Annotated in this window: 27 protein-coding genes; all 27 read right to left on the bottom strand. The window is 37.2% G+C overall.

The window, feature by feature from the left end; translation table 11 throughout:
• Positions 1-96: 96 nt before the first annotated feature.
• Complete coding sequence (locus P9989_RS14765; protein ID WP_283075633.1) at positions 97-276, bottom strand: hypothetical protein; 180 nt, start codon at positions 274-276, stop codon at positions 97-99.
• Between the two features lie 228 nt (positions 277-504).
• Positions 505-1,899 carry a DUF2254 domain-containing protein gene (locus P9989_RS14770; protein WP_283075634.1) on the bottom strand — a complete coding sequence of 465 codons (1,395 nt, stop codon included), beginning with the start codon at positions 1,897-1,899 and terminating at the stop codon, positions 505-507.
• 382 nt (positions 1,900-2,281) lie between these two features.
• The gene (locus tag P9989_RS14775; RefSeq protein WP_283075635.1) at positions 2,282-3,088 is read right to left on the bottom strand and encodes an alpha/beta fold hydrolase; all 807 of its coding nucleotides are present in this window, start codon (positions 3,086-3,088) and stop codon (positions 2,282-2,284) included.
• Between the two features lie 255 nt (positions 3,089-3,343).
• Positions 3,344-3,913 carry a DUF2812 domain-containing protein gene (locus P9989_RS14780; protein ID WP_283078942.1) on the bottom strand — a complete coding sequence of 190 codons (570 nt, stop codon included), beginning with the start codon at positions 3,911-3,913 and terminating at the stop codon, positions 3,344-3,346.
• Complete coding sequence (locus tag P9989_RS14785) at positions 3,900-4,217, bottom strand: PadR family transcriptional regulator (protein ID WP_283075636.1); 318 nt, start codon at positions 4,215-4,217, stop codon at positions 3,900-3,902. Before P9989_RS14785 ends, P9989_RS14780 begins: the two co-directional genes overlap by 14 nt.
• 399 nt (positions 4,218-4,616) lie before the next feature.
• Positions 4,617-4,868, bottom strand: coding sequence for a hypothetical protein (locus P9989_RS14790; protein ID WP_283075637.1), 252 nt, complete (start codon positions 4,866-4,868; stop codon positions 4,617-4,619).
• Positions 4,869-4,987: 119 nt separating this feature from the next.
• Positions 4,988-5,203, bottom strand: a complete 216-nt coding sequence (locus P9989_RS14795; protein WP_283075638.1) for a hypothetical protein — start codon at positions 5,201-5,203, stop codon at positions 4,988-4,990.
• A 128-nt stretch (positions 5,204-5,331) separates the two neighbouring features.
• Positions 5,332-5,892: a hypothetical protein gene (locus P9989_RS14800; RefSeq protein WP_283075639.1), complete on the bottom strand. Its 561-nt coding sequence runs from the start codon at positions 5,890-5,892 to the stop codon at positions 5,332-5,334.
• Between the two features lie 58 nt (positions 5,893-5,950).
• Complete coding sequence (locus P9989_RS14805) at positions 5,951-6,184, bottom strand: hypothetical protein (protein WP_283075640.1); 234 nt, start codon at positions 6,182-6,184, stop codon at positions 5,951-5,953.
• The gene (gene istB / locus P9989_RS14810; RefSeq protein ID WP_283075641.1) at positions 6,159-6,881 is read right to left on the bottom strand and encodes an IS21-like element helper ATPase IstB; all 723 of its coding nucleotides are present in this window, start codon (positions 6,879-6,881) and stop codon (positions 6,159-6,161) included. The genes P9989_RS14805 and istB overlap by 26 nt, the downstream gene beginning before the upstream one ends.
• Positions 6,878-8,323, bottom strand: coding sequence for an IS21 family transposase (gene istA / locus P9989_RS14815; RefSeq protein WP_346274861.1), 1,446 nt, complete (start codon positions 8,321-8,323; stop codon positions 6,878-6,880). The genes istB and istA overlap by 4 nt, the downstream gene beginning before the upstream one ends.
• 89 nt (positions 8,324-8,412) lie before the next feature.
• On the bottom strand, positions 8,413-8,772 hold the full coding sequence (locus tag P9989_RS14820; RefSeq protein WP_283075643.1) for a hypothetical protein: 360 nt from the start codon (positions 8,770-8,772) through the stop codon (positions 8,413-8,415).
• A 230-nt stretch (positions 8,773-9,002) separates the two neighbouring features.
• A complete protein-coding gene (gene ltrA / locus P9989_RS14825) occupies positions 9,003-10,817 on the bottom strand; it encodes a group II intron reverse transcriptase/maturase (protein WP_283075615.1) in 1,815 nt (604 codons plus the stop codon).
• Positions 10,818-11,606: 789 nt separating this feature from the next.
• Positions 11,607-12,281 (bottom strand): YesK family protein, encoded by a 675-nt coding sequence (locus P9989_RS14830; RefSeq protein WP_283075644.1) that lies wholly within the window; start codon positions 12,279-12,281, stop codon positions 11,607-11,609.
• Positions 12,282-12,297: 16 nt separating this feature from the next.
• Positions 12,298-12,792, bottom strand: a complete 495-nt coding sequence (locus P9989_RS14835; protein ID WP_283075645.1) for a hypothetical protein — start codon at positions 12,790-12,792, stop codon at positions 12,298-12,300.
• A gap of 4 nt (positions 12,793-12,796) precedes the next feature.
• Complete coding sequence (locus P9989_RS14840) at positions 12,797-13,339, bottom strand: RNA polymerase sigma factor (RefSeq protein ID WP_283075646.1); 543 nt, start codon at positions 13,337-13,339, stop codon at positions 12,797-12,799.
• A 209-nt stretch (positions 13,340-13,548) separates the two neighbouring features.
• Positions 13,549-14,304: a LysE family translocator gene (locus tag P9989_RS14845; protein WP_283075647.1), complete on the bottom strand. Its 756-nt coding sequence runs from the start codon at positions 14,302-14,304 to the stop codon at positions 13,549-13,551.
• Between the two features lie 143 nt (positions 14,305-14,447).
• Positions 14,448-14,930, bottom strand: a complete 483-nt coding sequence (locus P9989_RS14850) for a small multi-drug export protein (RefSeq protein ID WP_283075648.1) — start codon at positions 14,928-14,930, stop codon at positions 14,448-14,450.
• Between the two features lie 296 nt (positions 14,931-15,226).
• Positions 15,227-15,538: a hypothetical protein gene (locus P9989_RS14855; protein ID WP_283075649.1), complete on the bottom strand. Its 312-nt coding sequence runs from the start codon at positions 15,536-15,538 to the stop codon at positions 15,227-15,229.
• A gap of 173 nt (positions 15,539-15,711) precedes the next feature.
• The gene (locus P9989_RS14860) at positions 15,712-16,137 is read right to left on the bottom strand and encodes a hypothetical protein (protein WP_283075650.1); all 426 of its coding nucleotides are present in this window, start codon (positions 16,135-16,137) and stop codon (positions 15,712-15,714) included.
• A 588-nt stretch (positions 16,138-16,725) separates the two neighbouring features.
• Entirely contained in the window at positions 16,726-18,123 is a 1,398-nt protein-coding gene (gene sufB, locus P9989_RS14865; protein WP_283075651.1) for a Fe-S cluster assembly protein SufB, read from the bottom strand.
• A gap of 33 nt (positions 18,124-18,156) precedes the next feature.
• The gene (gene sufU / locus P9989_RS14870) at positions 18,157-18,600 is read right to left on the bottom strand and encodes a Fe-S cluster assembly sulfur transfer protein SufU (protein WP_283075652.1); all 444 of its coding nucleotides are present in this window, start codon (positions 18,598-18,600) and stop codon (positions 18,157-18,159) included.
• Positions 18,590-19,810, bottom strand: coding sequence for a cysteine desulfurase (locus P9989_RS14875; RefSeq protein ID WP_283075653.1), 1,221 nt, complete (start codon positions 19,808-19,810; stop codon positions 18,590-18,592). Before P9989_RS14875 ends, sufU begins: the two co-directional genes overlap by 11 nt.
• Positions 19,810-21,117 (bottom strand): Fe-S cluster assembly protein SufD, encoded by a 1,308-nt coding sequence (sufD, locus tag P9989_RS14880; RefSeq protein WP_283075654.1) that lies wholly within the window; start codon positions 21,115-21,117, stop codon positions 19,810-19,812. Before sufD ends, P9989_RS14875 begins: the two co-directional genes overlap by 1 nt.
• Positions 21,118-21,135: 18 nt before the next feature.
• On the bottom strand, positions 21,136-21,921 hold the full coding sequence (sufC, locus tag P9989_RS14885) for a Fe-S cluster assembly ATPase SufC (protein WP_283075655.1): 786 nt from the start codon (positions 21,919-21,921) through the stop codon (positions 21,136-21,138).
• A 261-nt stretch (positions 21,922-22,182) separates the two neighbouring features.
• Positions 22,183-22,359 (bottom strand): YuzK family famiily protein, encoded by a 177-nt coding sequence (locus P9989_RS14890; RefSeq protein ID WP_283079020.1) that lies wholly within the window; start codon positions 22,357-22,359, stop codon positions 22,183-22,185.
• A gap of 197 nt (positions 22,360-22,556) precedes the next feature.
• Positions 22,557-22,922: a carboxymuconolactone decarboxylase family protein gene (locus P9989_RS14895; protein WP_283075656.1), complete on the bottom strand. Its 366-nt coding sequence runs from the start codon at positions 22,920-22,922 to the stop codon at positions 22,557-22,559.
• Positions 22,923-22,948: the final 26 nt, after the last annotated feature.

A 22,948-nucleotide genomic window follows, 5' to 3' on the forward strand; every position in this document is an offset into this window, starting at 1 on the left:
CCACATCCGGACATTCCGTGGTAGAATAGAAAAAGCCTTATTTTTCGATTAATAATCGAGAAATGAGACTTTTATTTAACACCTTAAAGATCCACCTTAGTCTTCCCCTGGTATAAGCTCATTATCATTCGAACCACATTCTGGGCATTGAGACCAAAGAATAACAGCTTCCTTTTCATTGAGATCTTTTCGATCAACCTTAATGACCTTCGCTTCATCATGAAGGCATGTTCTGCATCGTTTTTGTATAGTTTGTCCAACATGATATTGACTCATCTTATCCTCCAAAAAATTATATTTTCTACTAGATAATAACACAGAAAAATAATTCAAGGGTATTACAATACCTTCCAACCTTCCCGTTTAACGTTTTGCTGGCGGTACCCCTTATAGATTTATTGTAAAAAGAATTAGCCCTATTCAGAGCTACTTTTTAGTGGAACAGGTGTGGGTAAAACATACATTATCCACAAGTGGGTCCTTTTAATTGTTTCCCGTTGTATTTTATAGAGGACCCTTCAGATTGGTCGGAGACCCCTCCATAAGGCTTCTATAATCGTCCTCGTGCCCCGTTGCTTTGGCGATATTAAACAGTCCATTATAAAACTTTCTTTCATCCAGATGGTGCATATACTCGTATTCGAATCCACTGGCCGTATAGAAAGCAAATTCCCAGACAGCCTGGTGATCTCGTTTACTCACTGCTCGTGCAATCGCATCAAGGACTTTAAGTAACTCAACGGTAATGCCCACGTTATCTCTTGCATAATGCCGTATAGAAGCGAATCCAATGTATAAATAATCGTCAAAGGTAAGGTTTTGTAAAATAAGACGAAGGTTAGAATCTTTATCGGTTAAATAAGGAGTCAACTTCGCCTTCTGAGAAATATTGATTAATAAATCTCCAATATCATAAAGGGTGTCAGTTGCTGTTTTGGGGTCATCATTTCCCAAGGCACGAATCGCAATTTCCACAAATTTATTGATACTGAATTCTATATCCTGAATTTCGGTTTGACTATTTCCTGTATGGAACATATTTTTATATTTATATTCATTAATGGTTGTTCTCTCATTCTTCTTCCAGTAGGTTAACAAGGGCATTGAGCTAAAGACAAAACTCCCAACTTTGTATTCTAGGCGAATAATGAGATCATCTTTATATGCTTCCTCAATCAATGGAATAAAGTCAATCGTTTGTAAATAACCCGAATCATCAAGGCCTATGTGATGTGCCTTATATTCCGGGAGTTGAGCATTTATTGTCCCTTCATCTTCTACCCTGTAAGGATCAAGCTCATTAAGTAAGGAATTCTCAATAATATCAATGGATTCCATTTTCATATCTCCCGTCATATTGGATACTTGAAGCCAAGTGACAATGTAGTTAATAAAAAAGGCAAAAGTCCCTAAACATAAAGCAGTTAGTAAGGTTGCTGTGACCGGGATCAAACAATATTGAGAGGCTGCTTCGCCGTTTAGAAACAATAGACAAAACAATACATACAGGAAACTCCCGTTAAAAATCCCTAGGGTTCGCTGTGTCACTTTGGTCATCATAAAATTCTTTAGGATTCTCGGTGAATATTGGCCAGCGAAAGTCGTTAATGCTGTTAACACACCATAAAAGGTAAAGGCGTTTAATGATAAAAGTCCCCCCGTTAAGGTACTTAAAATGGTTTCGGTCAATTGATAGTTTGCACTCAAAATAGATGGCATCATGTTACCAAACTCCATTTTCAGATCGGCCCACACGGTAATGGCAAAAAGCAATAGAGATAACCCTGCATAAATAATCGGCGTCACCCAAAGGTTGGAGTAAATTTGGTGCCATTTCTCTCTTTTGGACATGTTTTTGTACTTCTTTATTGTGGCTTGGAGTTTGTTCTGATGCTTCATTTTGACACTCCTCTATGGACATGATCTATTTATCCTTCTATACCCCTTCTTTATAGTGTTTTAATCTTTAATGGAAAAGAAAAGATTGGGTTTGCTGATCGAACGACGTCTTACCATCTAGAAAGCCAAAAAAATAACCAGCTAATTAATTAGCTGGTAACCTAGAATTTAATATTGTAACCGCCTGTTAGATAAGCCTATTTGAACGATTTGGTGTCAGTCCAGTGGGGTGAGGAGCTTACACCATAAAAGGTAAGGCTTCTTTTGTGTTTTAAGCAATAGATATTAGAAAATAAATGTTCTCTAATATATAAAGAGGAATGAATTTTATAAACGTTTTCACTGAGAAACTCTATTTACTCCAGCCGGATCACTCCATTACTTAATGATTGTGGTTCAAAAATGACAGAACCTCCGTTGATACTTTATGGGGGAATTGGGTATTAAACCCATGCCCGCCTCCTTCAAATAAACGCAATTCCGATTCTGGTATCATTTTATTTAAGATATTAGCGTTTTCGGCTGGAATAATCGCGTCTTCCTGACCATGCATGACTAGCACTGGAACAGTAAGCCCAGTCAACCGATCGTAATTACCGTCCCATTGAAAGATCATCCTTAATTGACGTTGGAAGGACATAGCATCAATCGGCGCTTTTCCTGCCCATTTTAACACCTCTTTAATAAATTCCTTGTGTGTGGATGCAAATTTGTGAGGAAAAAGGATATGAACGAGGTGGTCTTTTACTTTTCCCTGTGTTCCGCTATTTTCTTTCTGCAGCCATGCTCGTACGTCTTCATCTGCGGGAACTTGTTGATCGCCTCCGCAGTTTGTACAACCTAAAACTAACTTATCCACTCTCTCCGGGTAATGCAAAGCAATCTCTTGTGCTACCATCCCACCCATAGAGAACCCCATGATATGGGCTTTTTTTATGTCTAGTTTGTTCATTAGTTCAATCGTATCTCTGGCAAAATTGGCAATAGTATAACCCGTGGTTGGTCTGTCTGTGCGTCCGGAACCACGGTTATCGAAAGCGATTGTACGAAATTCCCTGGAAAGGTCGTTTCGAAAATCATCTCCCCACCAATCTAGGTTTGCTCCAAGACCCATAATCATGACGAGTACAGGTCCTTCTCCTTTTTCCTCATAATACATTTGAATATCTCTGACTTGTATTTTTGGCAATGTGTTCAACTCCAAAAGCAGCATTTATAAAACGGGTGAAAATAAACGGGCAAAGGATTAAATCTAATCATACAAATTTTTCCTTAAGTAATTATTTAAAATTTCGAAACTCTCTTCAAGTAATCAATCAATTAAATAGTCCTTTAAAAAAAGAAAGAGCGCAAGTATTATTCCAGATTTGCGCTCGATTGTTGTAGATACATTATCCTCAATTATCTTTGAATTTTAAAAAAATTCATACTTAACCTCCTCGCATTATTTTTCTTTTAACATTGAATACTTTCGATAAGCTTTATAGAAACTGCTACCAAAAAAAACAACCAGAAGTGCGGGAAACAACCTCAAAAGGACAAATGGAGTTTCAAATAAAAGTGCTTTCCAAAATAATGCACCTTTCATACTCCAAAGACCTTCAGTTAAATATAATCCCGAATCCTTGTAAAGCATATAAGAAAAAGCCAAACACAGCATACCCAACCCAAATGAATAACCCATTAATCTTTTATAATAATTACCCTTTGATTGACGATCCGAGAAGATTTCATTTTGAGCATCATCTTCTTTTTGCCAATACCGTATTCCACCAAGCCAGAACCCCTTTATATAGACCCAACCGAAATCTTCATATATCCCTTTGTATTCCACGAACTTTTTCTTTGGTAAATAATCTTGATAATCAAGTCGCATAACATATCTCTTGTCAGTTTTTTCGAAAGTGTATATTCCTAATCCACTAATATTTGTACAGCGATAGCCTTTTTGTAATTGCTCGTTCAGCCATTGCTCTTCTTTTTCAATATTAAAAAATACTTTAAACCTCCTCATTTGATTCACTTCCTTCATACAAGGATAAAATATGCAATAGTCTTTCTTGTTCCATTTTCAAAATGGCGCTTCCTTCTGTAGTTATCATATAAACTTTTCTCCGCCCTGAATTTCCAACAGGTTCAATCCAACCATGTTTATTCAAGTTTTCAATTGCCCCATATAATGTACCAGCCGCTAAAATAACGTTACCATTACTTATTTTTTCTATCTTCTGCATTACGGCATAGCCGTGGAGTGGCTCACGTAGAGCTAATAAAATATAATGCATGGTTTCAGACAACGGCAATAATTTATGTTTCATACTTTCACCCTCTATCCAGTTCAACTATATAGTTTGACTTTATAATAAAGTAATACAGTTCAACTGAATAGTCAATACCATATTTAAAATTCATTGAAGGAACTTAAAGTAAAACCTTTATAATTAGGGAAGAATTTAATCTAAAAAAGTCGATTTCCTTTACATTAGGAAATCGACTTTTTGTGTAATCTTATTCAATTAAATGGCGCTTTCATGCAAAAGAGTGCAAATCCTTATTCCGTAAAAGCGCCCCGTTTCTTTAATAGGATTAAAAGAAAATAATTGATCCAAAATAAATAAAGCTCATAACAAAAAACACAGTCAGAAAAGTAATTAATCCATTAGATAACTTTTCGTAAAAATAAATTAAAGCCAAGCCTATATTCAACATTCAACAGTTCAAATTTTATAAAAAGTAGTGATAAAAATAAATATAGCAATAACACAACCAAGTAAAGCATAAAGTTTTTTATTTTTAGAGAAGTCTTCAATAGCTCTAATTAAGACTATACCTCCTAGTAAATACAATATAATTTCTGCTAAAAGAAAATTAATAAAGAAATTAATAAATATTGTTAAAAACATAGCAACGGTTAGTGAGATATCTAAAATTAATAAAGTTCCTTTACGGTTTTGCCAAGCTGGTAACATGTTTAACCCATCCTTAAATATCTTGCCACATTAAAAATTAACTATATTTTGTTAATCTATGGGGCGTTAATCGATTTATTTATTGGAATAGTTTCTTTTTATTACTTTTTTGTTGGTTTTCAGTGTAACTCAATACTGTTCACCTCTCTTTTCTTCCTAAATTTCCTAATTATGGGTGGGATATAAATTATAGATGCACCGAGAAAAATGCCTGCTTTAGTTAAATGGTTCCATATCGTATCAGAGTAGGTGCTTCCATTTAATAGGGCATCCGCATACATAAATAAAATTATAAGGATGAATCCAATCCAAATATGAATTTTGTATTTTTTCATTATAATATAACCCCCTATTCCGAGAAATCATTCATTTAATTATCTGGTCCTTATATGTAAGATTGGCGCTTACCTTTATTCAAGGTAAGCGCCCTATAATGGAATAAAATTATATTGCAAACAACACACTATTCTCTCTTGTAATCTAAAATTTCGTCTTTTGAGTATTCTAATAATGGAAAACTAGGGCTATCTAAGGTCTTATAATAATTTAAAGCACTTTTCTCTTCTCTGGTTAAATCCTCAGGCTCTTTATTTTGAATATATCTAATACCGTGTTCATCCTTAAAATAAACGGCATACCAGTCTTCCCCATTACTGTCAATAACCTTTATAGAAGTTATACTATAAAATTCCGTAAGTTTGACTAACGTATCTGCCAAAGATAATTTTGCTTCCGTCTCTCCTGAACCCTCTGTTGTTTTTTGGGTGAAAATAAGTTGAGAATTTGCCCCTTCTTCACGAAAGTTTTTCTCATATTCTGGGGGTTCTTCCTTTTCTACACCTAACTGATGATACATAGAATTACAGGCTGTTAGAAAAAGGAATGCTATCAGTATGAATATCATTTTAGCAATTAGTTTCTCACTCAAATAATCCCCAACCTTTAGTTTTTTTATTGTTCTGTAATGCTGGTCCTCTAAATCCCTAATGTAAGTATGATTATTATGAAAACTAATCACCATCATATTTGAAAGGGCATGTTGTTCGATAAACGCGCTCCGATAACGGAACAATATTTAGTATTTACTGATTATCTAACATACCTCTTAATATCTTTGTATCCTTAGGGGAAATATCAAAACCATTATTTTCGTGACCGACATACATCACTCTGCTTTTTTCTCCTGTTTTACCAAGTACAAGATTCAATCCGTGAGTATTGCTGTGTTTTGCAATAGAAAAGTACATAATAATGCAATGAAAAATACATAAGCTTGCCAGCCGATTTTGTTCAGTTGTTTTGCCTTGATAAAGCATGGCTGACTCTGTAACTATCTCCCGCAAATGTAAGTACATGGGCATGATGTATAACCCGGTCAACCAAAGCTGCCGTAAGTCTCGAGTCCACAAAAATACGATTCCATTGACTAAATTCCAGGTTTGAAGTGATTATGATGCTCTTCTGTTCATACCAATCGGTGATGAGTTGAAAAAGCAGCTCGGCTCCTTCTTTACTAAATGGAATGTATCCCATCTCATCTAAAATGATTAGATCCACTTTTTTAAAGCGATTCCTAAACTGTTGGAGCTTTCCTTCTCTCCACATTCTTTCTAACATATCAACTAGATCAGACACTCGGTAGAATCGGACCTCATAGCCTTTCTTACACGCCTCCCGGCCTAACCCTGTCGCTAAATGAGTCTTCCCTGTACCTGGAGAACCTGTTAGAACTACATTCTCTTTCTGAGAAATAAAGTGTAGATCTATCAATTCAGTACGATCTAGCTGAGGAGGAAACCTTATTTGATCTCCCCATTGAAAATCCGCAAGGTTTTTATAATTAACGAACTTTGCTTTTTTAATCAGACGTTCAGCTTTTGCTTCTTCTCTTAATTCAAATTCCTTACGGAAGAGTGCTTCTAAGTATTGCGTTTCATTTTCAAATGGAATTTTTTCGTAAATGTCAGCTACATAAGCCAATCGTAAGCTTTTACACATATCCCTAATGTTCATATTCGCTGCTCACCATCCTCTTTCGCGCTTGGTTGTAATAGGTCGTATTTGGACCAATCAACGTCGTAAGGATGGGAAGTAGAATCAGAGATTCTTTCAGGTTGGTGTTGGAGGAGATCATAAAACCTTTCATTAATTTCCTCCATATCATGATTGATTAATAGGTTGATCAACCAATGCAATCGTTCTTTTCGTAAAGTAAGTGATTCAATATTTAGATAAGCTGCTATGCGCCCTGGCAAATATGGGTTATATCTTGAATAAGGAACTGATCTTGGTTTGGACGCCCAGGCTCTCATAATGGAAAGCCAAGGAATATTTCGACTTTTGTTCATATATGGACGAAAGTCCGAGTGCAGAATTTCTCCGTAAGGAGAGACCACTTTATAACGGTCCCAATAAAGTACTAGATGAAGATAACTAAAATTATATCCTTTAGGAATATGCTCTTTCTTGCTGTCTATAGTGATTTCTCCATACTTGTTAGCCGTCACCTTCATTTCTTTAAATATCGGATAATCTTCCTCCGGCAGAGCTAGGGCATGGTTCATTTCTTCATCAAGCAATTCTTGAATACGGACTTCCTTTGAGTAGTGAATTCGCTGACGATCTTGTACTAGTTTTTCATTTAAGATATTGGTTAGATCCTCATAGCTTTCTATGATTGGAGAAGGAGTAACGAAGTTATATCTTACATATCCTACTTTATTTTCAACGTGCCCTTTCTCATTCCCCTTACGCACATTACACGCTTGGATTTCAAATCTATAGAAATTAGCGAACTGAAGAAATTCATCTGTAAAGATGGCTTCGCCATCCTTATCCCTTGCTTTAATAACGGCGGCTTTCAAATTATCGATTCTAAGCTTTCGCGGTACTCCACCCAGTCGCTCGAAGATCTTCTTTAACCCGTATAAAAAGCATTCCTGATTTTCCCCCGGGAGAGGAACAGTTAAAGCTGCATTACTATAAGGTAGGCTCATCACTAAACAATGAACATCGATAAATTTACCGTCTTTAACAGCTTCAGTTATTCCAAAGTCCACTTGGGCTTCAGCCGGGGGGTGATTTAACCTTTCACTATTTTTATCTTTAATTTCCTCTGAATTATTCTTTCCTTCTTTCCACTCAGCAATGAAATAACAGACGGTCCGGTAGGACCCTTCAAACCCATGACCTTGAAGTTGTTGAAATATGGTCTTATTTTTCCTTCTCAGTTTTAGCTTTAGTTTTCGATCTTCTATAAGCCAGTCCGTTACGATTTCTCCCCAATGTTCCTCATACATCATTCCTTTTCGAGCCATCTGTTTTTCTTTTGGGACTTGCTCTTCATCCGCATATTTCTTGGCGGTACGCCAATTCACTTGAGCTCGATTAGCGATTTCATTAATAGAAACGTCTTCATGATTTCGTAAAGTTTTGATATGATTGATTTTAGTCATTGCTAGCAATCCTCTCGACCTCCACTGTGTTTGATTCGACACCAATTACAGTAGAGTTATATTGGATGGCTGGCAAGGCTTTTTTTTATCTAAAAAAGAAGTGCAGAGTTATGTACGTTTTCATTGCACATCTCTGTACTTCTATATTGCACTACACAATTGCCATCTTCATAGCGAATTAATATATCATAGTCTGGATTTTCACTATCTACATCACCTTTCTGTTTTTTACCTTCTGCGTTTTTCAGGGCTTCTTCAAACTTTGATATGAGTGTATCTTTATCAATCGTAGTAAAGTAATCTTCATTTATTCCTCCATACCCGTCAGATTTAGAAATAGAAATCGATGAAATGTCATCTAGCAGTGTCATCTCTTTCTCTTGAGATTGACAAGCAAACAAAAGAGACACACAAAAAGACAAAGAAAGTAATAAAAGTATTTTCTTCAAAAGTATCTCCCCTAATCAATACAAGTATTTTTCTTGTTCAATTTTAGCATAATTTTTCCATAAATTGGCCCTTATATGTAAGAATAGCGCTTACCTTTATTCAAGATAAGTTAGCAATAGGTAAGCGTTTGAAGTTATCTCCGGCTTTTCCCCTGCTCCGCACCGAACGTGCTAGTTTCCCAGCATTCGGCGTTCCATCTAATGATATGTACTAAATTATAAGTTCCTTGTTACTCTTCGAGACTGGATCGCTTGATCCCTTCCATCCCACATACCTTTCGGTATTGGTTAATTTTATCTAGAATTCGTTGGTTTTGTGGAATCTTTTCAAGATAAAAATTGATTCGCTCGATATCTCTAATGTGTATGAGCCGGTGGACATCTTTATGGAGAATGCGGAGGTTTTGAAACTTATCCGTTCCTCCAAAACTCTTGGGTACATAATGATGACAATGAACATCTGAAGCATGTAAATACTCGCCTGTAATTTCACATTTACCCATCTTCATACTGTACCGACTTATTCGATTATCAAGATATTCTATACTCCGATTCGGTAGAGAAGCTTTCATTAAATAACCGACTTCTTGTTGTATATCCGGTCGTAACTTTTTATAAATTTGTTCTCTACCTCTCTTTGTGTAAAGCGAAAGCTTTGGACTGAAGTTCATCTTATGGAATGTTTTAACATTACCAATAGGAAAAAGGTACATCCCTCTAATGTTGATAGTCTTCGTTCCTAAGCTAAAGTTCTTCTTATAAAAAGGTGGTGGCTGAAAAGGATGTTCTAGTTTTCCAACCGGTCGAAGACGGTTCACTAGAAATGGTTTAAGATCGAAAGCAAGACGTGAGAACGCAAGGCTTACATGAGTCGCTCGTTTGAAGTAATGATGAATACCCAAAACGAAACTATTATAACGTTGAATATTTCCAGCAGAAGGGGAAGCTTTTATTGTTCGAATGAGCTTCTTAGCTTCCTGTTTGATTTTCCTTCTTTTTGAGGAAATGACCCCTGTATGGGCCACTCGTTTCTTCCCCTTTTTATTCGCACGAATGGTGAAACCTAAGAACTCTGATTCTCGTTTTCTCAAGTTTACAATTTGAGATTTCTCTGGAGAGATGTCCAACTTTAAACGCTCTTTGAGGTAAAGACGTACCGCATGGTACCACCGTTGAGCTGTCTTTCCATCTCGGCATAGAATTTTAAAATCATCGGCGTACCTAATCAAGTATCCTTGCTTCAAGTTTGTTTGTTTTCTAGCTCGCCTTTTAGCATCATCTGAACTGTAGGTTTTTGTAAGAGGAAAGACCTCCCATTGTCCTGCAACCCATTGATCTAAGTCATTTAGAACCACATTAGAGAGTAAAGGTGATAGAATACCACCTTGTGGTGATCCTTTCACAGGCACACCTTCTCCATCGATTTCGGACTTGATCATTTTAGCTATACAAGCGAGAACCTTTCGGTCTCGAATACCCATATTCCAAAGCTGTTTATTTAGTAATGAGTGATTCACATTATCAAAGAAACTTTTAATATCTACATCGACGACAAAATGAAATTGCGCTTGGTTAATTAAGTATTGTATCCTTGCCATAGCATGATGAGCAGACCGGAGAGGTCTGAACCCGTAACTATGTTTGAAGAATTGAGACTCAACAATCGGTTCGAGAACTTGTTTGAAGCTCTGTTGGATGATTCTATCCAAGATACATGGAATCCCAAGAGGTCTCCATTTACCGTTCTCTTTTTCAATCCATTCTCTTCGAACTTTCTTCGGGTGATAGTTTCTTAGTTTGGTTCTTACTTCGTTTACGAGATTGTTTTCCGATAGCTCTTTCATGTCATCGATGGTTTTTCCATCGGTACCTGGCGTTTTGGACCCTTTGTTGGTTTTAATCATGCGAAAAGCGAGCAGGATGTTTTCTCTCGAAATGATCGTGTCATAAAGATGAGAAAACTTGTATCCTTGACTCGCTTTTTCATGTAGGTCTGTAAACGTCTCCGTCATATGATAATAATCCCAGTTTCGCAACGTTGGCACTGTGGCATCCCTCCTTATGGAGTGATGTTCCCACGTTCCTACCCGATCGGTGCCATTCACTTACGGAAAATAATCGTTTCATTCATTAGACTTGGGGCTGTTCCTCCACTCCCATTACAGGAGATTCCAGTCACTCCCCTACCCTCACAAGGACAAATACTTTTCAGCATGGAGCTTTATAGCAACCGTTTCGGGTGACAGCCCTTGTTTCAACGTCCCTTGCTTTCCAAGTACCTTACAACGTAGCTTTCCATACTAAACATAGGTGCTTCCTTTAAGCCTGTGAGCTGGATACCGCCATGGTTCGGTATAGCGTATTTCAGAGGGCGCAGTTTTACTCCACACCACTCACGTCATCGTAAGATGACACGTAAGTTTCCCTACGTTGAAAATTTAGACCCTTACTTTCGGAGGTTCGTCAGTTCCTATCTCAAGGAACGATTCTCACCGTATCTAGTTTTTCAGCCGTGAGGCATATCCGTTGGCATACCTTTTCTTATTGAATGGCTACAGCCTTCGTTCTACCTAATCTACCTGTGCTTCATACCCTATAACCTATCAATTATAACGCATGCAGGAGTATTGACGGGATGGTTTCAGGAAACATGGATCCGTCATTCCCATCCTCCGTTGTAAAGTTGAAATTTAATTGTTTAAACTTCCTGCTTTTTCACGGCGAAAGGCGTTTATAGCAGAACTTGTCGCGCGCGCCCTTTTCATGAATACTCAGCTTCAAGATAAATTTATAAAGATCTTCCGCGTTGGAATAGGAAAAGTAGTGAAAGATCCCTATGGTAATCTTTCTAATTGCGAATGGATAACGTCTCCTTCCGTGGTTTGTACTTTTAAAGGTTCAACTATTTGATCCACTCCTATTTGAATGTAGGGTGTTTTATTACTTTTACCACCATCAACCAATTTCAAAGTGACTTCCGTGTTTCCTATGACTTTAACTTTTTCCACTTCAACATCTTTTCCTACATACTTTTCACCTAAGCTAACGTGAATTTGCTTTTTTCCTTCTGATATAGTGGATATTCTATAATAACTATCCAGGGATTCATTTTCTTCTTGATTATCATAAGGTGTGAACCCTTCATTAATCACCCAATAATTATCATCTGTATATAAGACCAACCCTATAGTTGCAAAAAGAACAAGGGGCAAGGCGACTAATATCCCTTTATCCCTCTTGCCAAGCTGTTTATCGTTCATTTTACTACTTATAAATGGAAGAAGTATTGTTCCAAGGACGGCCACACTAAAAATGCCGGCACCTAGAAAACCGTAAGCCATGCCTTCAAATCCGCGAACCTTAATAAACCCATAAGCTGTTACGCCTAAAGAAGTTAAGAAAGTAACTATTGGAGCTAAATAGAATTTGCCTTTTTTCTTAGAGGCTATAAGAGTAAAGACAAAAATAATCAATCCAAAAAACAGTCCAAAGAAAACGATTGTAAACACTAGACGCACCTCCGAGTTAGTATATAAATAACGCTATCAAACGGTCAATAAACAAAATAATAATCGTATCTATGATTATAGAAATCCATAGCCACTTTTTGCTGAAAAAAATTAAAGTAAATATAATTAAGAATAAAGAAGCTGGGAAATAAAACAAAAACGTTATTCCTTGAATGTAACCTGTTGCTGCTTGTGCAGAGGATTCCCAATCATAAAAATTTAGTCCTGAATAAATAATATAAAACAAAATCACAGCCCTGATGGAAACCAAAAGCAATTTCAGGCCCCGATTGAACTGTACTAATTTTTTTAATGGCTTTATCTCAACTTCATCGGATACTGGTGGTTTTGGATAGCTCTCTTCAAGATTGACTACATTAGAATATAATTGTTGACATTCACTGCAATGATGAATGTGATTCAATACAACTTGTTTTGCATCATCATCTATATCATCGATGACAGGGATTAATTCTTGGGTTAATAGATGAACCTTTTGATTATCATCCATGTGATTACCTCTCTTTAGCCATTTGTTTTCTCATTCTAAACACTTTGGATTTTAAAGTTGAGACAGGGATGTTGAGTAATGCGCTAATTTCTTGATAATCATAGCCGTAATATACTTTCGCAAGTATAATTGCCCTATCTGTAACATTTAGTTCACCCAAAACTGTGTCAATTTGATTATTTACCACTGTCTTTACTTCCGGGGTCTGGTTATTGATTAATACGGTTTCAATAATATTTTCATCCTTTAACAGTTCGGGTTTTTTCTTTTTGTGATAATCCAAAAATGTGTTTTTTGCTCCTTTTACTAACCAACTTTTCATGTAAGTCACTTCAAGAACGCTTGATGGATTTACAAGGATTTTTGCAAATAATTCCTGAATTATATCATCTGCAACCTCATCATTTTTCGTTAGTCCTATTAAGAAATTTCTTAAATAAACATAATGTTCTTTATAAATCTCTTCAATGAGTTCTAATGGATTGATCCTATGCATTTTTAAACTCCCCACAATATCTTCAGCATTAAAGTGACGATTATAATCCAAAAAGGTTGCAATCCTTATAAAATTTCAGAAAAAATAAAAGGACCGTTTAATTGGTCCCTTTATGTATAGAGATTCATTTCTGGTTCTAATACAGGAATCCGCGAATTTAATGAAACAGTTACTCTTTAGAAAATCATTCTGCATAAGGTTTTATTAAATTAAAGCGCCCGTTTGGTGAAGACTTGATTTCAAGATAATATTAATCCTCGTTACTTAGAAGGGCTTTTTTCAGTAGCCAGCCAAATACTTAATCCTATCATCGAAAAACCTGCAATTCGGTTCATTAGTTTATCTTTATCAAATCCCGCCTTTTTTTTGTATAACAAGCCTCCTGCATACGCATATCCACATGAACAGATGAATTCAATTATTATATATAGCAATCCTACGGTAAATAAAAGACCTACTGTATTAGCAGCGTTAGGGTCTATAAATTGTGGTAAAAATACTGCAAAAAGAATGTAAGCTTTGGGATTCGTAGCAGCTACGATGAATTCTTGTTTAACTGATTCATAAACTGGGACTGGTTTTGCTTTGGCAAGGCCTTCATCATGCGAAGGAGAGGCTGAGACCCTATCTTGACCTTCACTTCTGGGAGAACGTCTAAGCATTTGAATGCCTAAATACATCAAATATATAACTCCAATCCACTTTACTAGCTGAAAGATAATGGATGACGAAGCCATCAAAGTTCCAAGGCCTAAAGCAACGGCCCCAATCATTAAGATAAATGCAAAGAAACGTCCAGAAACAGCTTTGATTGCTACAGAAGGACTTTTAACATATCCATTTCTTAACGAAAGGATCTGATTTGCCCCTGGGGTTGCAGCCATTACAATGGCAGCAGGTACAAACGCATACCAACTAATATTTGAACCTAACAAATCCGTTTGAAAATACATCCATAAAATAAAACAAAGCATTATGAATGAACTGACAAAAGAGATTTTCCACATCTTTTTCATAAAGTGTACCTCCTATATGTGCAAAGAGAATAATTCCTTATTCAAGATAAGCGCCCGATAACAGAATACTTGATTTCAAGATAATTTTAAAAGCCAATAATAGTGATCTTCCACTATTGCCCCCGTTAATGGAACAATGTTTGTTATTGATTTAAAAGTCTTGTGATAAAACCAAAATTATCATCATCTTTTACTAGAAAATCAAAACCCAAATAAGCTGCACTACCAAGTAAAATTGCCCAAAATGCGATACTAGCCGTCATTAATGCTAAGGTTTTTGAACGTGTACCGCCAAATGAGACAGCTAGTAGTGCTGTTAAATGACTACCTACAAAAAACGGTCCAATGAATGCTAAGCCAGGCAAACCGTATTTATCCCAAATATTCTTCGCACGTTTATTTTTAGAGTCACTTTTTTCTTTATTGCCTATTTTCTTCTTACGCCAATTGCGAACTGAGTCTACAAACACAATAAGTAAAACTAGCGTTAATAAATTGCCTAAAAATGCAATAATAATAACTGGGATTGCTGGAATACCACCTATAATTGCAATCGGTACTATCATTGCTACCTCAAAAAAAGGGATTGCTGCTAATAAAAAAATAATAAAATACGTCCATATCATTCTCTAATACCCCATATATGCTTTACCTTCACTTTCAGCATATTTCCTTTCAAGTTCATCAGTTTAAAACAAAAGCTTTTCAACAAAATGGCCCTTTTCATAAAGAAAGAGCGCCAATTATTATGAGAATACAATTTGCCTCCTTTTATAAGAATTATGAAAGCCATTTCATTCTAACATAAAATGGAATAATCATTTCCTTCTTTCTTCAATTATTCTTGTTCAACAAACTGGTCCAAAATGTAAAAAAGACGCGTTACTCGATAAACGCGCCCCGTTAACGGAGGAAATATGATTTATTTCTTCTCAAAACTCTTAATAAGTCTTATAAGCCAATATAATACTATCCAAGGAAGTATAAATTTTGTCGCCCATTCCATTAAATTTGGAACTACATATGATATGTTGACTCCTATAAAATCGAGAACAAACCAAAGTAACAATATAAGTGCTATATCAATGACTATGTATATAATTGGCATATTATCAATCTGTTTAGATCGTTTAATCGTTTCTCGAAAAGCTAACACAATTAGTACAATGGTTAGTATTAAAATTGCAAAAGTAATTAATTGGACTACAATATCACTCCAAACAATTTCATTCATATAAACAACACTCCAGTAAGGTATAATCAAGATGAAAATATTATACCAATTATTTCAAATTGGCTTTGTTTTTGCAATGAGTTATTCAGTTATCTGGACCTTCGTATTAAAGCAAAAGTAGCGCAAGTCTTATCCAATTCTTGCGCCTTTTTACAGAAGATTTGATTTCAGAACTAATCTCCCTTACCTAGATACGTTTCCTCAAAACTATTTCCATCTACATTCTCTACAGACAACTCACCCTCTATAGCACCTAATCCTACCATTATATACGGGTTATTTTCGCTATTTTTCTTTTTACTCTCAGATAGAGTAATTTTGGTATCTCCTGAAACTATATCTACATTATCTAACTCTAATGATTTATTTTCATTTCCAGATGATACTACAACCATTTTTTTACCTTCTGATATTGTAAATACTTTAAATCCTCTGGTATCCGAATTATTCTGCAGTTTCGTTACATACGTTTCAATTTCATCTACTTCACCCAACCTGCTTTTTTCCAAAACCCAGTTGTTTTCAGGTGAATAACCTCCACAAGCAACTAAAATCGAACTGATAAAAATAAACATAAATACAAAAAGAACCTTTTTCAATAGTCTCCCCCTATCCGGTTAAATCCTCAATTAAATTCTTACTATATACTACAAATTTTTGTAAAAGTTGTTTCCATTTTAACACAAAATGGAAACCAAAATCCCTATGTCTTTAAAAATCCTTATTCAAAAATCTGGTCCTTTTGTGGAAGATCGGCAATCGATTTAAGTACACAACTTTTATCAACTTTATTTACTGTCGACAAATCAAGCTTTTTTATAAAAGTATTAATGACTTAATGGTTCCAGCCTTGTTGGGTTATAACAGGTAAAAGCAATAAAAATAGACCCCCTTGTGTGATGGCAATGTGGGTCTATTTTTCCCTCGTTAGAGTCTTACCCTCTTGATGGGGTCAGTCTATTGAGAACCGGCAATGTTCGCGCATTGTCGGTCTTTTTTATGATATTCATTCTTCCAATTCTTATGTATATAGTGTACCAGAACTTAAAATAATTTAAATCCATCAAAGCATAAATAGCCTAAAATGGGGATCAACATGGCTTTGAAGGGGCACAAATGGGGCACAAACACACATCAAAAAAATAAACCCTTATCACACATGTTGTTGTGATAAGGGTTTATAGTTATTAACCAATAGAACCTTCCATCTCGAATTTAATGAGACGATTCATTTCTACAGCATATTCCATCGGAAGTTCTTTCGTAAATGGTTCAATGAAGCCCATTACGATCATTTCAGTTGCTTCCTCTTCAGAAATACCGCGGCTCATTAGATAGAACAGCTGCTCTTCAGAGACTTTCGAAACTTTCGCTTCGTGTTCCAGCGAGATATTTTCGTTCATAATTTCGTTGTAAGGAATTGTATCAGACGTTGATTTATTATCCATAATCAGTGTATCACACTCAACGTTAGAACGGGCTCCCTCTGCTTTACGTCCAAATTGCACGATTCCGCGGTATGTTACTTTACCACCGTGTTTAGAAATGGATTTTGAAACGATTGTAGAAGAGGTATTCGGTGCCAGGTGGTGCATTTTAGCGCCGGCATCCTGATGTTGTCCTTTACCAGCAAGTGCGATAGATAACGTCATTCCGCGAGCTCCTTCACCTTTAAGAAGCACAGATGGATATTTCATTGTAAGCTTAGAACCTAAGTTACCGTCTACCCATTCCATTGTAGCATTCTCTTCGGCGACAGCGCGCTTCGTAACGAGGTTATACACATTGTTTGCCCAGTTTTGGATTGTTGTATAACGGCAGTAAGCATCTTTTTTAACAATGATCTCAACTACTGCACTGTGCAATGAACTTGAAGAGTAAGTTGGTGCTGTACACCCTTCAACATAGTGTACGGAAGCTCCTTCATCAACGATGATCAACGTACGCTCAAACTGCCCCATGTTCTCGGAATTAATTCTGAAATAAGCTTGTAACGGTGTTTCAACTTTCTGTCCTTTTGGAACATAGATGAAGGAACCACCGGACCAAACAGCTGAATTTAGTGCAGAGAACTTGTTGTCAGAAGCTGGAATAACCTTGGCAAAGTACTCTTTGAATAGCTCTTCGTTTTCCTTTAACGCTGTATCCGTGTCTTTAAAGACTACACCAAGTTCTTCAAGATCTTTTTCCATATTGTGATAAACTACTTCAGATTCGTACTGGGCAGAAACCCCTGCAAGATACTTCTGCTCTGCTTCAGGAATCCCCAGACGATCGAAAGTGTTCTTGATTTCTTCAGGTACTTCATCCCATGAACGTTCAGAACCTTCAGATGGTTTGACGTAATAGGTAATATCATCAAAATCCAGTTCGGACAAGTCACCGCCCCATTGAGGCATTGGCTTTTTGTAAAACTGTTCAAGAGACTTCAGTCGGAAATCAAGCATCCACTGCGGTTCTTCTTTATAATCGGAGATTTGCTTAACAACTTCTGCTGTCAAGCCTTTTTCAGTACGGAAAATAGAAACATCTTTTTCATGAAAACCGTATTGATATTCCCCAACCTCTGGCGCTTTTTTAGCCATGATTAAATACCTCCTTTTGGTATATAAAGACAATTAATCTTCTTGTTCGTCGTCCACACCTTTTTCCATTGCTTTCCATGCAAGCGTAGCACATTTAATACGTGCTGGAAACTTAGCTACACCTTGTAAAGCTTCAATGTCACCAAGGTCGATGCTGTCATCATCCACTTCATTACCGAGCATTAATTCAGAAAACATGTGTGACATTTTTACTGCATCTTCAATTTTTTGCCCTTTGATGGCCTGTGTCATCATAGATGCTGAGGACATGCTGATTGAACAGCCTTCACCATCAAATTTGGCATCCTCAACTACTCCTTCGTTTACTTGCAACTGAAGTTGTATCCGATCACCGCACGTTGGGTTATTCATATCAACAGTAAGGTGATCTCCCTCTACTGTACCACGATTACGAGGATTTTTGTAATGGTCCATAATAACTTGGCGGTAGAGTGTATCTAGGTTATTAAAAGACATCGCCAAAATACTCCTTTGTTGTTTGTAATCCCTGAACAAGTCGATCGATATCCTCTTCAGTGTTGTAAAGATAAAAGCTAGCTCTCGCCGTAGCAGAAACCTCAAGCCACTTCATTAACGGCTGAGCACAATGGTGACCAGCACGAACAGCTATTCCTTCCGCATCAAGTACTGTTGCCAGATCATGCGGATGTACATCTGCCAGGTTAAAGGTAACTAGTCCTGCTCGTTTATCAGGACCGTAGATCGTTAAACCTTCGACCGTTTTCATTTGCTGCTGTGCATACTCAACAAGCTTATGTTCATGCTCAGCTATTTCATGTAACCCAACCTCATTAAGGAAATCAATTGCAGCACCGAGGCCTACGGCACCTGCAATAATTGGTGTGCCCCCTTCAAACTTCCAAGGAAGCTCCTTCCAGGTTGAATCATAAAGATTTACAAAGTCGATCATTTCTCCACCAAACTCGACAGGCTCCATCTCATTTAATAATGATCGCTTACCATAAAGAACACCGATACCTGTAGGGCCACACATTTTGTGCCCTGAGAAAGCATAAAAATCACAGTCAAGCTCTTGAACATCTACCTTCAAATGAGGCGCCCCTTGAGCCCCATCAACTAACATGACAGCACCATTACGATGGGCTATAGCAGCAATCTCTTTAACAGGGTTTATAGTCCCAAGTACATTAGATACGTGTGCTATTGCTACAATTTTTGTATTCTCTGTAATCGTCTTCTCGGCTTCTTCCAGGAGAATCGTCCCGTCAGACTGAAGTGGCATATACTTTAAAGTTGCTCCGGTTGCTTTAGCCAATTGCTGCCAGGGAATAATATTACTATGATGTTCCATAGGGGTGATCACAATTTCATCACCTTGACTCAGGCTAGCACGTCCATAGCTTACAGCGACTGTATTAATCGCTGTTGTTGTTCCTCTTGTGAAAATGATTTCTTGCGTACTTGCTGCATGAATAAATCTGCGAACTTTTTCACGTGCACCTTCATACTCATCCGTTGCCCGGGTCCCCAGTGTATGCACTCCACGGTGTACATTAGAATTGTAGCCGCGGTAATATTCATCCAGCTTCTCAATAACCTGAACAGGCTTTTGAGATGTAGCGGAAGAATCTAAATATACGAGCGGGTGGCCATTAACTTCCTGATGCAGAATCGGGAAAGCATCACGAACCGCTTTTATATCCATTAATAAACTTTCCTTTCGATCACTTTCGTTAACTGTTCTTTAACAGCTTTTACAGGAAGCTGATTCACAACAGGTGCCAGGAAGCCATGAATAACTAGGCGCTCAGCCTCTACCTGAGAGATGCCGCGGCTCATCAAGTAATACAGCTGAATTGGGTCTACACGACCCACAGAAGCTGCGTGGCCTGCTGTTACATCATCTTCATCAATAAGCAGAATAGGGTTTGCATCACCACGTGCATCCTTACTCAACATAAGAACACGTGATTCTTGTTCCGCATTTGATTTAGTAGCCCCATGCTCAATTTTCCCGATTCCGTTAAAGATACCAGAAGATTTATCTTTCATAACACCATGTTGAAGAATATATCCTTCTGAACCTTTTCCAAAATGTGTGATGTTTGCTGTGAAGTTTTGCTTTTGTCCTCCACGTCCGATCGCAACTGTCTTAGCATTTGAATGAGAGTTATCACCAAGTAAATGTGTGATGTTCTCTGAAATTGTATCGCCTTCATTCATTTGTCCAAGCGCCCATTCAAGCGTTGCATCACGATCAGCAACTCCTCGGCGATTCGCATACACGGTTGTTCCTACATCAAAGTTGTCAACAGCACCAAAGTCAACCTTGGATCCGGCTTTTGCAAAAACTTCTGTAACAATATTGGCAGACGTTTTTTCCTCTTTGTTGTGAGAAATATAGTTTTCCACATATGTTACTGAACTATTTTCTTCTGCTACAACTAACACGTGATTAATTAAAGAAGCTTCCGGATCTTCCTGCCAAAAAATGGCTTGCAGAGGTTCTTCAATCTCCACATTTTTAGGGACATATAAGAAAACACCGCCATTCATCAGAGCAGCATGCAACGCCGTCAGACGATGCTCATCAACATGAACAGCATCTGTCATATAATATTGCTCCACTAAGTTACTATGCTCTCGTACAGCAGTTTTCATGTCAGTAAAAATTACACCCAGATCTTTCAACTTTTGGTCCAAGCTCCCATAAGCGGCAGTATGATTACGCTGGATTACTAAGTTTTGCTGCTCTTTTTCTTGATCCAGGAAGTTTTGAATCTCTTCAGGGAGATCTCCTAATGATTCAATCTCTTCTCCGCTGACATCATGTTTAAAGTCCGAGAAATTCCATTTACTAACATTAGTCTTATCAGGCTTCGGCATCTCCAGTGATGCTGATTTATCCAGGGCACGCAGACGAAGGGTTTTCATCCACTCTGGTTCATTTAAGCCTTGAGAGAATTGTGTTACATATTCTTTGTCGTATGGTAGTGAGACTTTTACAGTCATAATGATCCCTCCTATCTATTACGCTTGTTGACCGATGGTTTCGTCTTCAATGCCAAGCTCTTGCTTGATCCAATCATAACCCTCTTCTTCAAGGCGCTGAGCCAATTCAGGTCCACCTGACTTCACTACTCGCCCTTGCATCATTACATGTACTTTGTCCGGTGTAATGTAATTAAGAAGGCGTTGATAGTGAGTAATCATTAAGCATCCGAATGTATCATTACGCATTTGATTGATTCCTTTTGCCACAACCTTCAGAGCATCAATATCCAAACCAGAGTCAATTTCATCCAAAATAGCAATAGCCGGCTTCACCATCATCAGCTGAAGGATTTCATTACGTTTTTTCTCACCGCCGGAGAATCCTTCGTTCAGGTAACGCTGAGCCATATTCTTATCCATATCAAGGGTATCCATCGTACCATCCATTTCTTTGATGAATTTCATTAGAGAAATTTCATCGCCTTCTTCACGCTGAGCATTAATTGCTGTACGAAGGAAGTCTGAGTTCGTTACACCGCTGATTTCACTTGGGTATTGCATAGCCAAGAATAAGCCTGCTTGAGCACGCTCGTCCACTTCCATTTCAAGAACATTTTCTCCGTCAAGAAGAATTTCACCTTGAGTAACTTGGTATTTTGGGTGTCCCATAACTGCAGAGGCAAGTGTCGATTTACCTGTTCCGTTAGGTCCCATAACAGCGTGGAACTCTCCACCTGTAATTGTAAGATTTACACCTTTTAAGATTTGCTGACCTTCAATTTCTACGTGAAGATCTTTGATTTCAAGCGTTGATCCTGCCATAAATAATACCTCCAGTTAATCTATTATTATTGAATGTGTTGGTTGTTGTGGATCAAAAAACCATTCTCAATTTATTCTCATTACAATCTTATATCATTTAGAATCTGATATCAACTGATTTCAATTGTCAGCACGTGCTTTACCCCATTAATTTGATAGCTCATAAATTAATGAGATAACAAGTTTCTTCCCTATTATAATAACAAACTTTTACGCAACAAAAAAATCAGGTGTCCTAAGATCACCTGATTCTTTATCATTCTATTTATGCAGTTGACGATCCACTTGCGCGACCATTTTCTGACTCCGTTCGAATTCTCGTTGGCGTTTTTCCTCAATTTTCAATCTTTCATCCAACTTACTGCTGTATTCTGCGTAGCTGATGTTATGGGCTTGTTGCATCGCTTTTTCCATTTCAGCAGTGTAATTCAAACTCAAATAGTCACTAATAATAAATCAACCCTTTCAGATTTTTTACACAATTTAGCTTATCACAGATTTTTACCCGCGCCAAAGTTGAAATAAACCTAAAAACGGAATATTGAAGCGTTTTTGAATAATAATACAACCTTATACATCCATATGTTTATAATAAGTCTGATTTCCTCCACTTTTCAAAAAATTATACAGTAGTCTTAATGTTTATCTGAAGATAAGTCAGAATATGCATCTTGAACGAGTGTCATTGCCTGACTTAATGCAGCCCCGCCGCCAAAAGCTGCAGCCACTCCGCAAGCTTCCATGATTTCCTGCTCACTTGCAGCTTGATCGACACAACCTTTTGTATGATAAACCATACAATACTCATCCTGTGCAACAATGCTTATACTGAGAGCCATAAGCTGCTTATCCTTTTTAGATAGTTCTCCATCATTGAAACATGCTTCCGAAAAAGCATTAAAGTGGCGGGCAGCTTCAGGCATTTTTTCTGAAAAAATCCCTATACCGTGTTTATACTCCTGCAAATATTCTGATGTCCAATTAAATTCTTGTTCTTCCATCCGTAATGCCCCCTAAAATAAAAATA

The sequence above is a fragment of the Halobacillus naozhouensis genome (assembly GCF_029714185.1).
Taxonomy (GTDB): Bacteria; Bacillota; Bacilli; order Bacillales; family Halobacillaceae; genus Halobacillus_A; species Halobacillus_A naozhouensis.

Coding starts and splice junctions, on each gene's coding strand:
- P9989_RS14765 (WP_283075633.1), bottom strand. CDS start 276: ATGAGTCAATATCATGTTGGACAAACTATACAAAAACGATGCAGAACA.
- P9989_RS14770 (WP_283075634.1), bottom strand. CDS start 1,899: ATGAAGCATCAGAACAAACTCCAAGCCACAATAAAGAAGTACAAAAAC.
- P9989_RS14780 (WP_283078942.1), bottom strand. CDS start 3,913: ATGAGGAGGTTTAAAGTATTTTTTAATATTGAAAAAGAAGAGCAATGG.
- P9989_RS14785 (WP_283075636.1), bottom strand. CDS start 4,217: ATGAAACATAAATTATTGCCGTTGTCTGAAACCATGCATTATATTTTA.
- P9989_RS14790 (WP_283075637.1), bottom strand. CDS start 4,868: ATGTTACCAGCTTGGCAAAACCGTAAAGGAACTTTATTAATTTTAGAT.
- P9989_RS14795 (WP_283075638.1), bottom strand. CDS start 5,203: ATGAAAAAATACAAAATTCATATTTGGATTGGATTCATCCTTATAATT.
- P9989_RS14800 (WP_283075639.1), bottom strand. CDS start 5,892: ATGATGGTGATTAGTTTTCATAATAATCATACTTACATTAGGGATTTA.
- P9989_RS14805 (WP_283075640.1), bottom strand. CDS start 6,184: ATGCTTTATCAAGGCAAAACAACTGAACAAAATCGGCTGGCAAGCTTA.
- istB (WP_283075641.1), bottom strand. CDS start 6,881: ATGAACATTAGGGATATGTGTAAAAGCTTACGATTGGCTTATGTAGCT.
- istA (WP_346274861.1), bottom strand. CDS start 8,323: ATGACTAAAATCAATCATATCAAAACTTTACGAAATCATGAAGACGTT.
- P9989_RS14835 (WP_283075645.1), bottom strand. CDS start 12,792: ATGGATGATAATCAAAAGGTTCATCTATTAACCCAAGAATTAATCCCT.
- P9989_RS14845 (WP_283075647.1), bottom strand. CDS start 14,304: ATGAAAAAGATGTGGAAAATCTCTTTTGTCAGTTCATTCATAATGCTT.
- P9989_RS14850 (WP_283075648.1), bottom strand. CDS start 14,930: ATGATATGGACGTATTTTATTATTTTTTTATTAGCAGCAATCCCTTTT.
- P9989_RS14855 (WP_283075649.1), bottom strand. CDS start 15,538: ATGAATGAAATTGTTTGGAGTGATATTGTAGTCCAATTAATTACTTTT.
- sufB (WP_283075651.1), bottom strand. CDS start 18,123: ATGGCTAAAAAAGCGCCAGAGGTTGGGGAATATCAATACGGTTTTCAT.
- sufU (WP_283075652.1), bottom strand. CDS start 18,600: ATGTCTTTTAATAACCTAGATACACTCTACCGCCAAGTTATTATGGAC.
- P9989_RS14875 (WP_283075653.1), bottom strand. CDS start 19,810: ATGGATATAAAAGCGGTTCGTGATGCTTTCCCGATTCTGCATCAGGAA.
- sufD (WP_283075654.1), bottom strand. CDS start 21,117: ATGACTGTAAAAGTCTCACTACCATACGACAAAGAATATGTAACACAA.
- sufC (WP_283075655.1), bottom strand. CDS start 21,921: ATGGCAGGATCAACGCTTGAAATCAAAGATCTTCACGTAGAAATTGAA.
- P9989_RS14895 (WP_283075656.1), bottom strand. CDS start 22,922: ATGGAAGAACAAGAATTTAATTGGACATCAGAATATTTGCAGGAGTAT.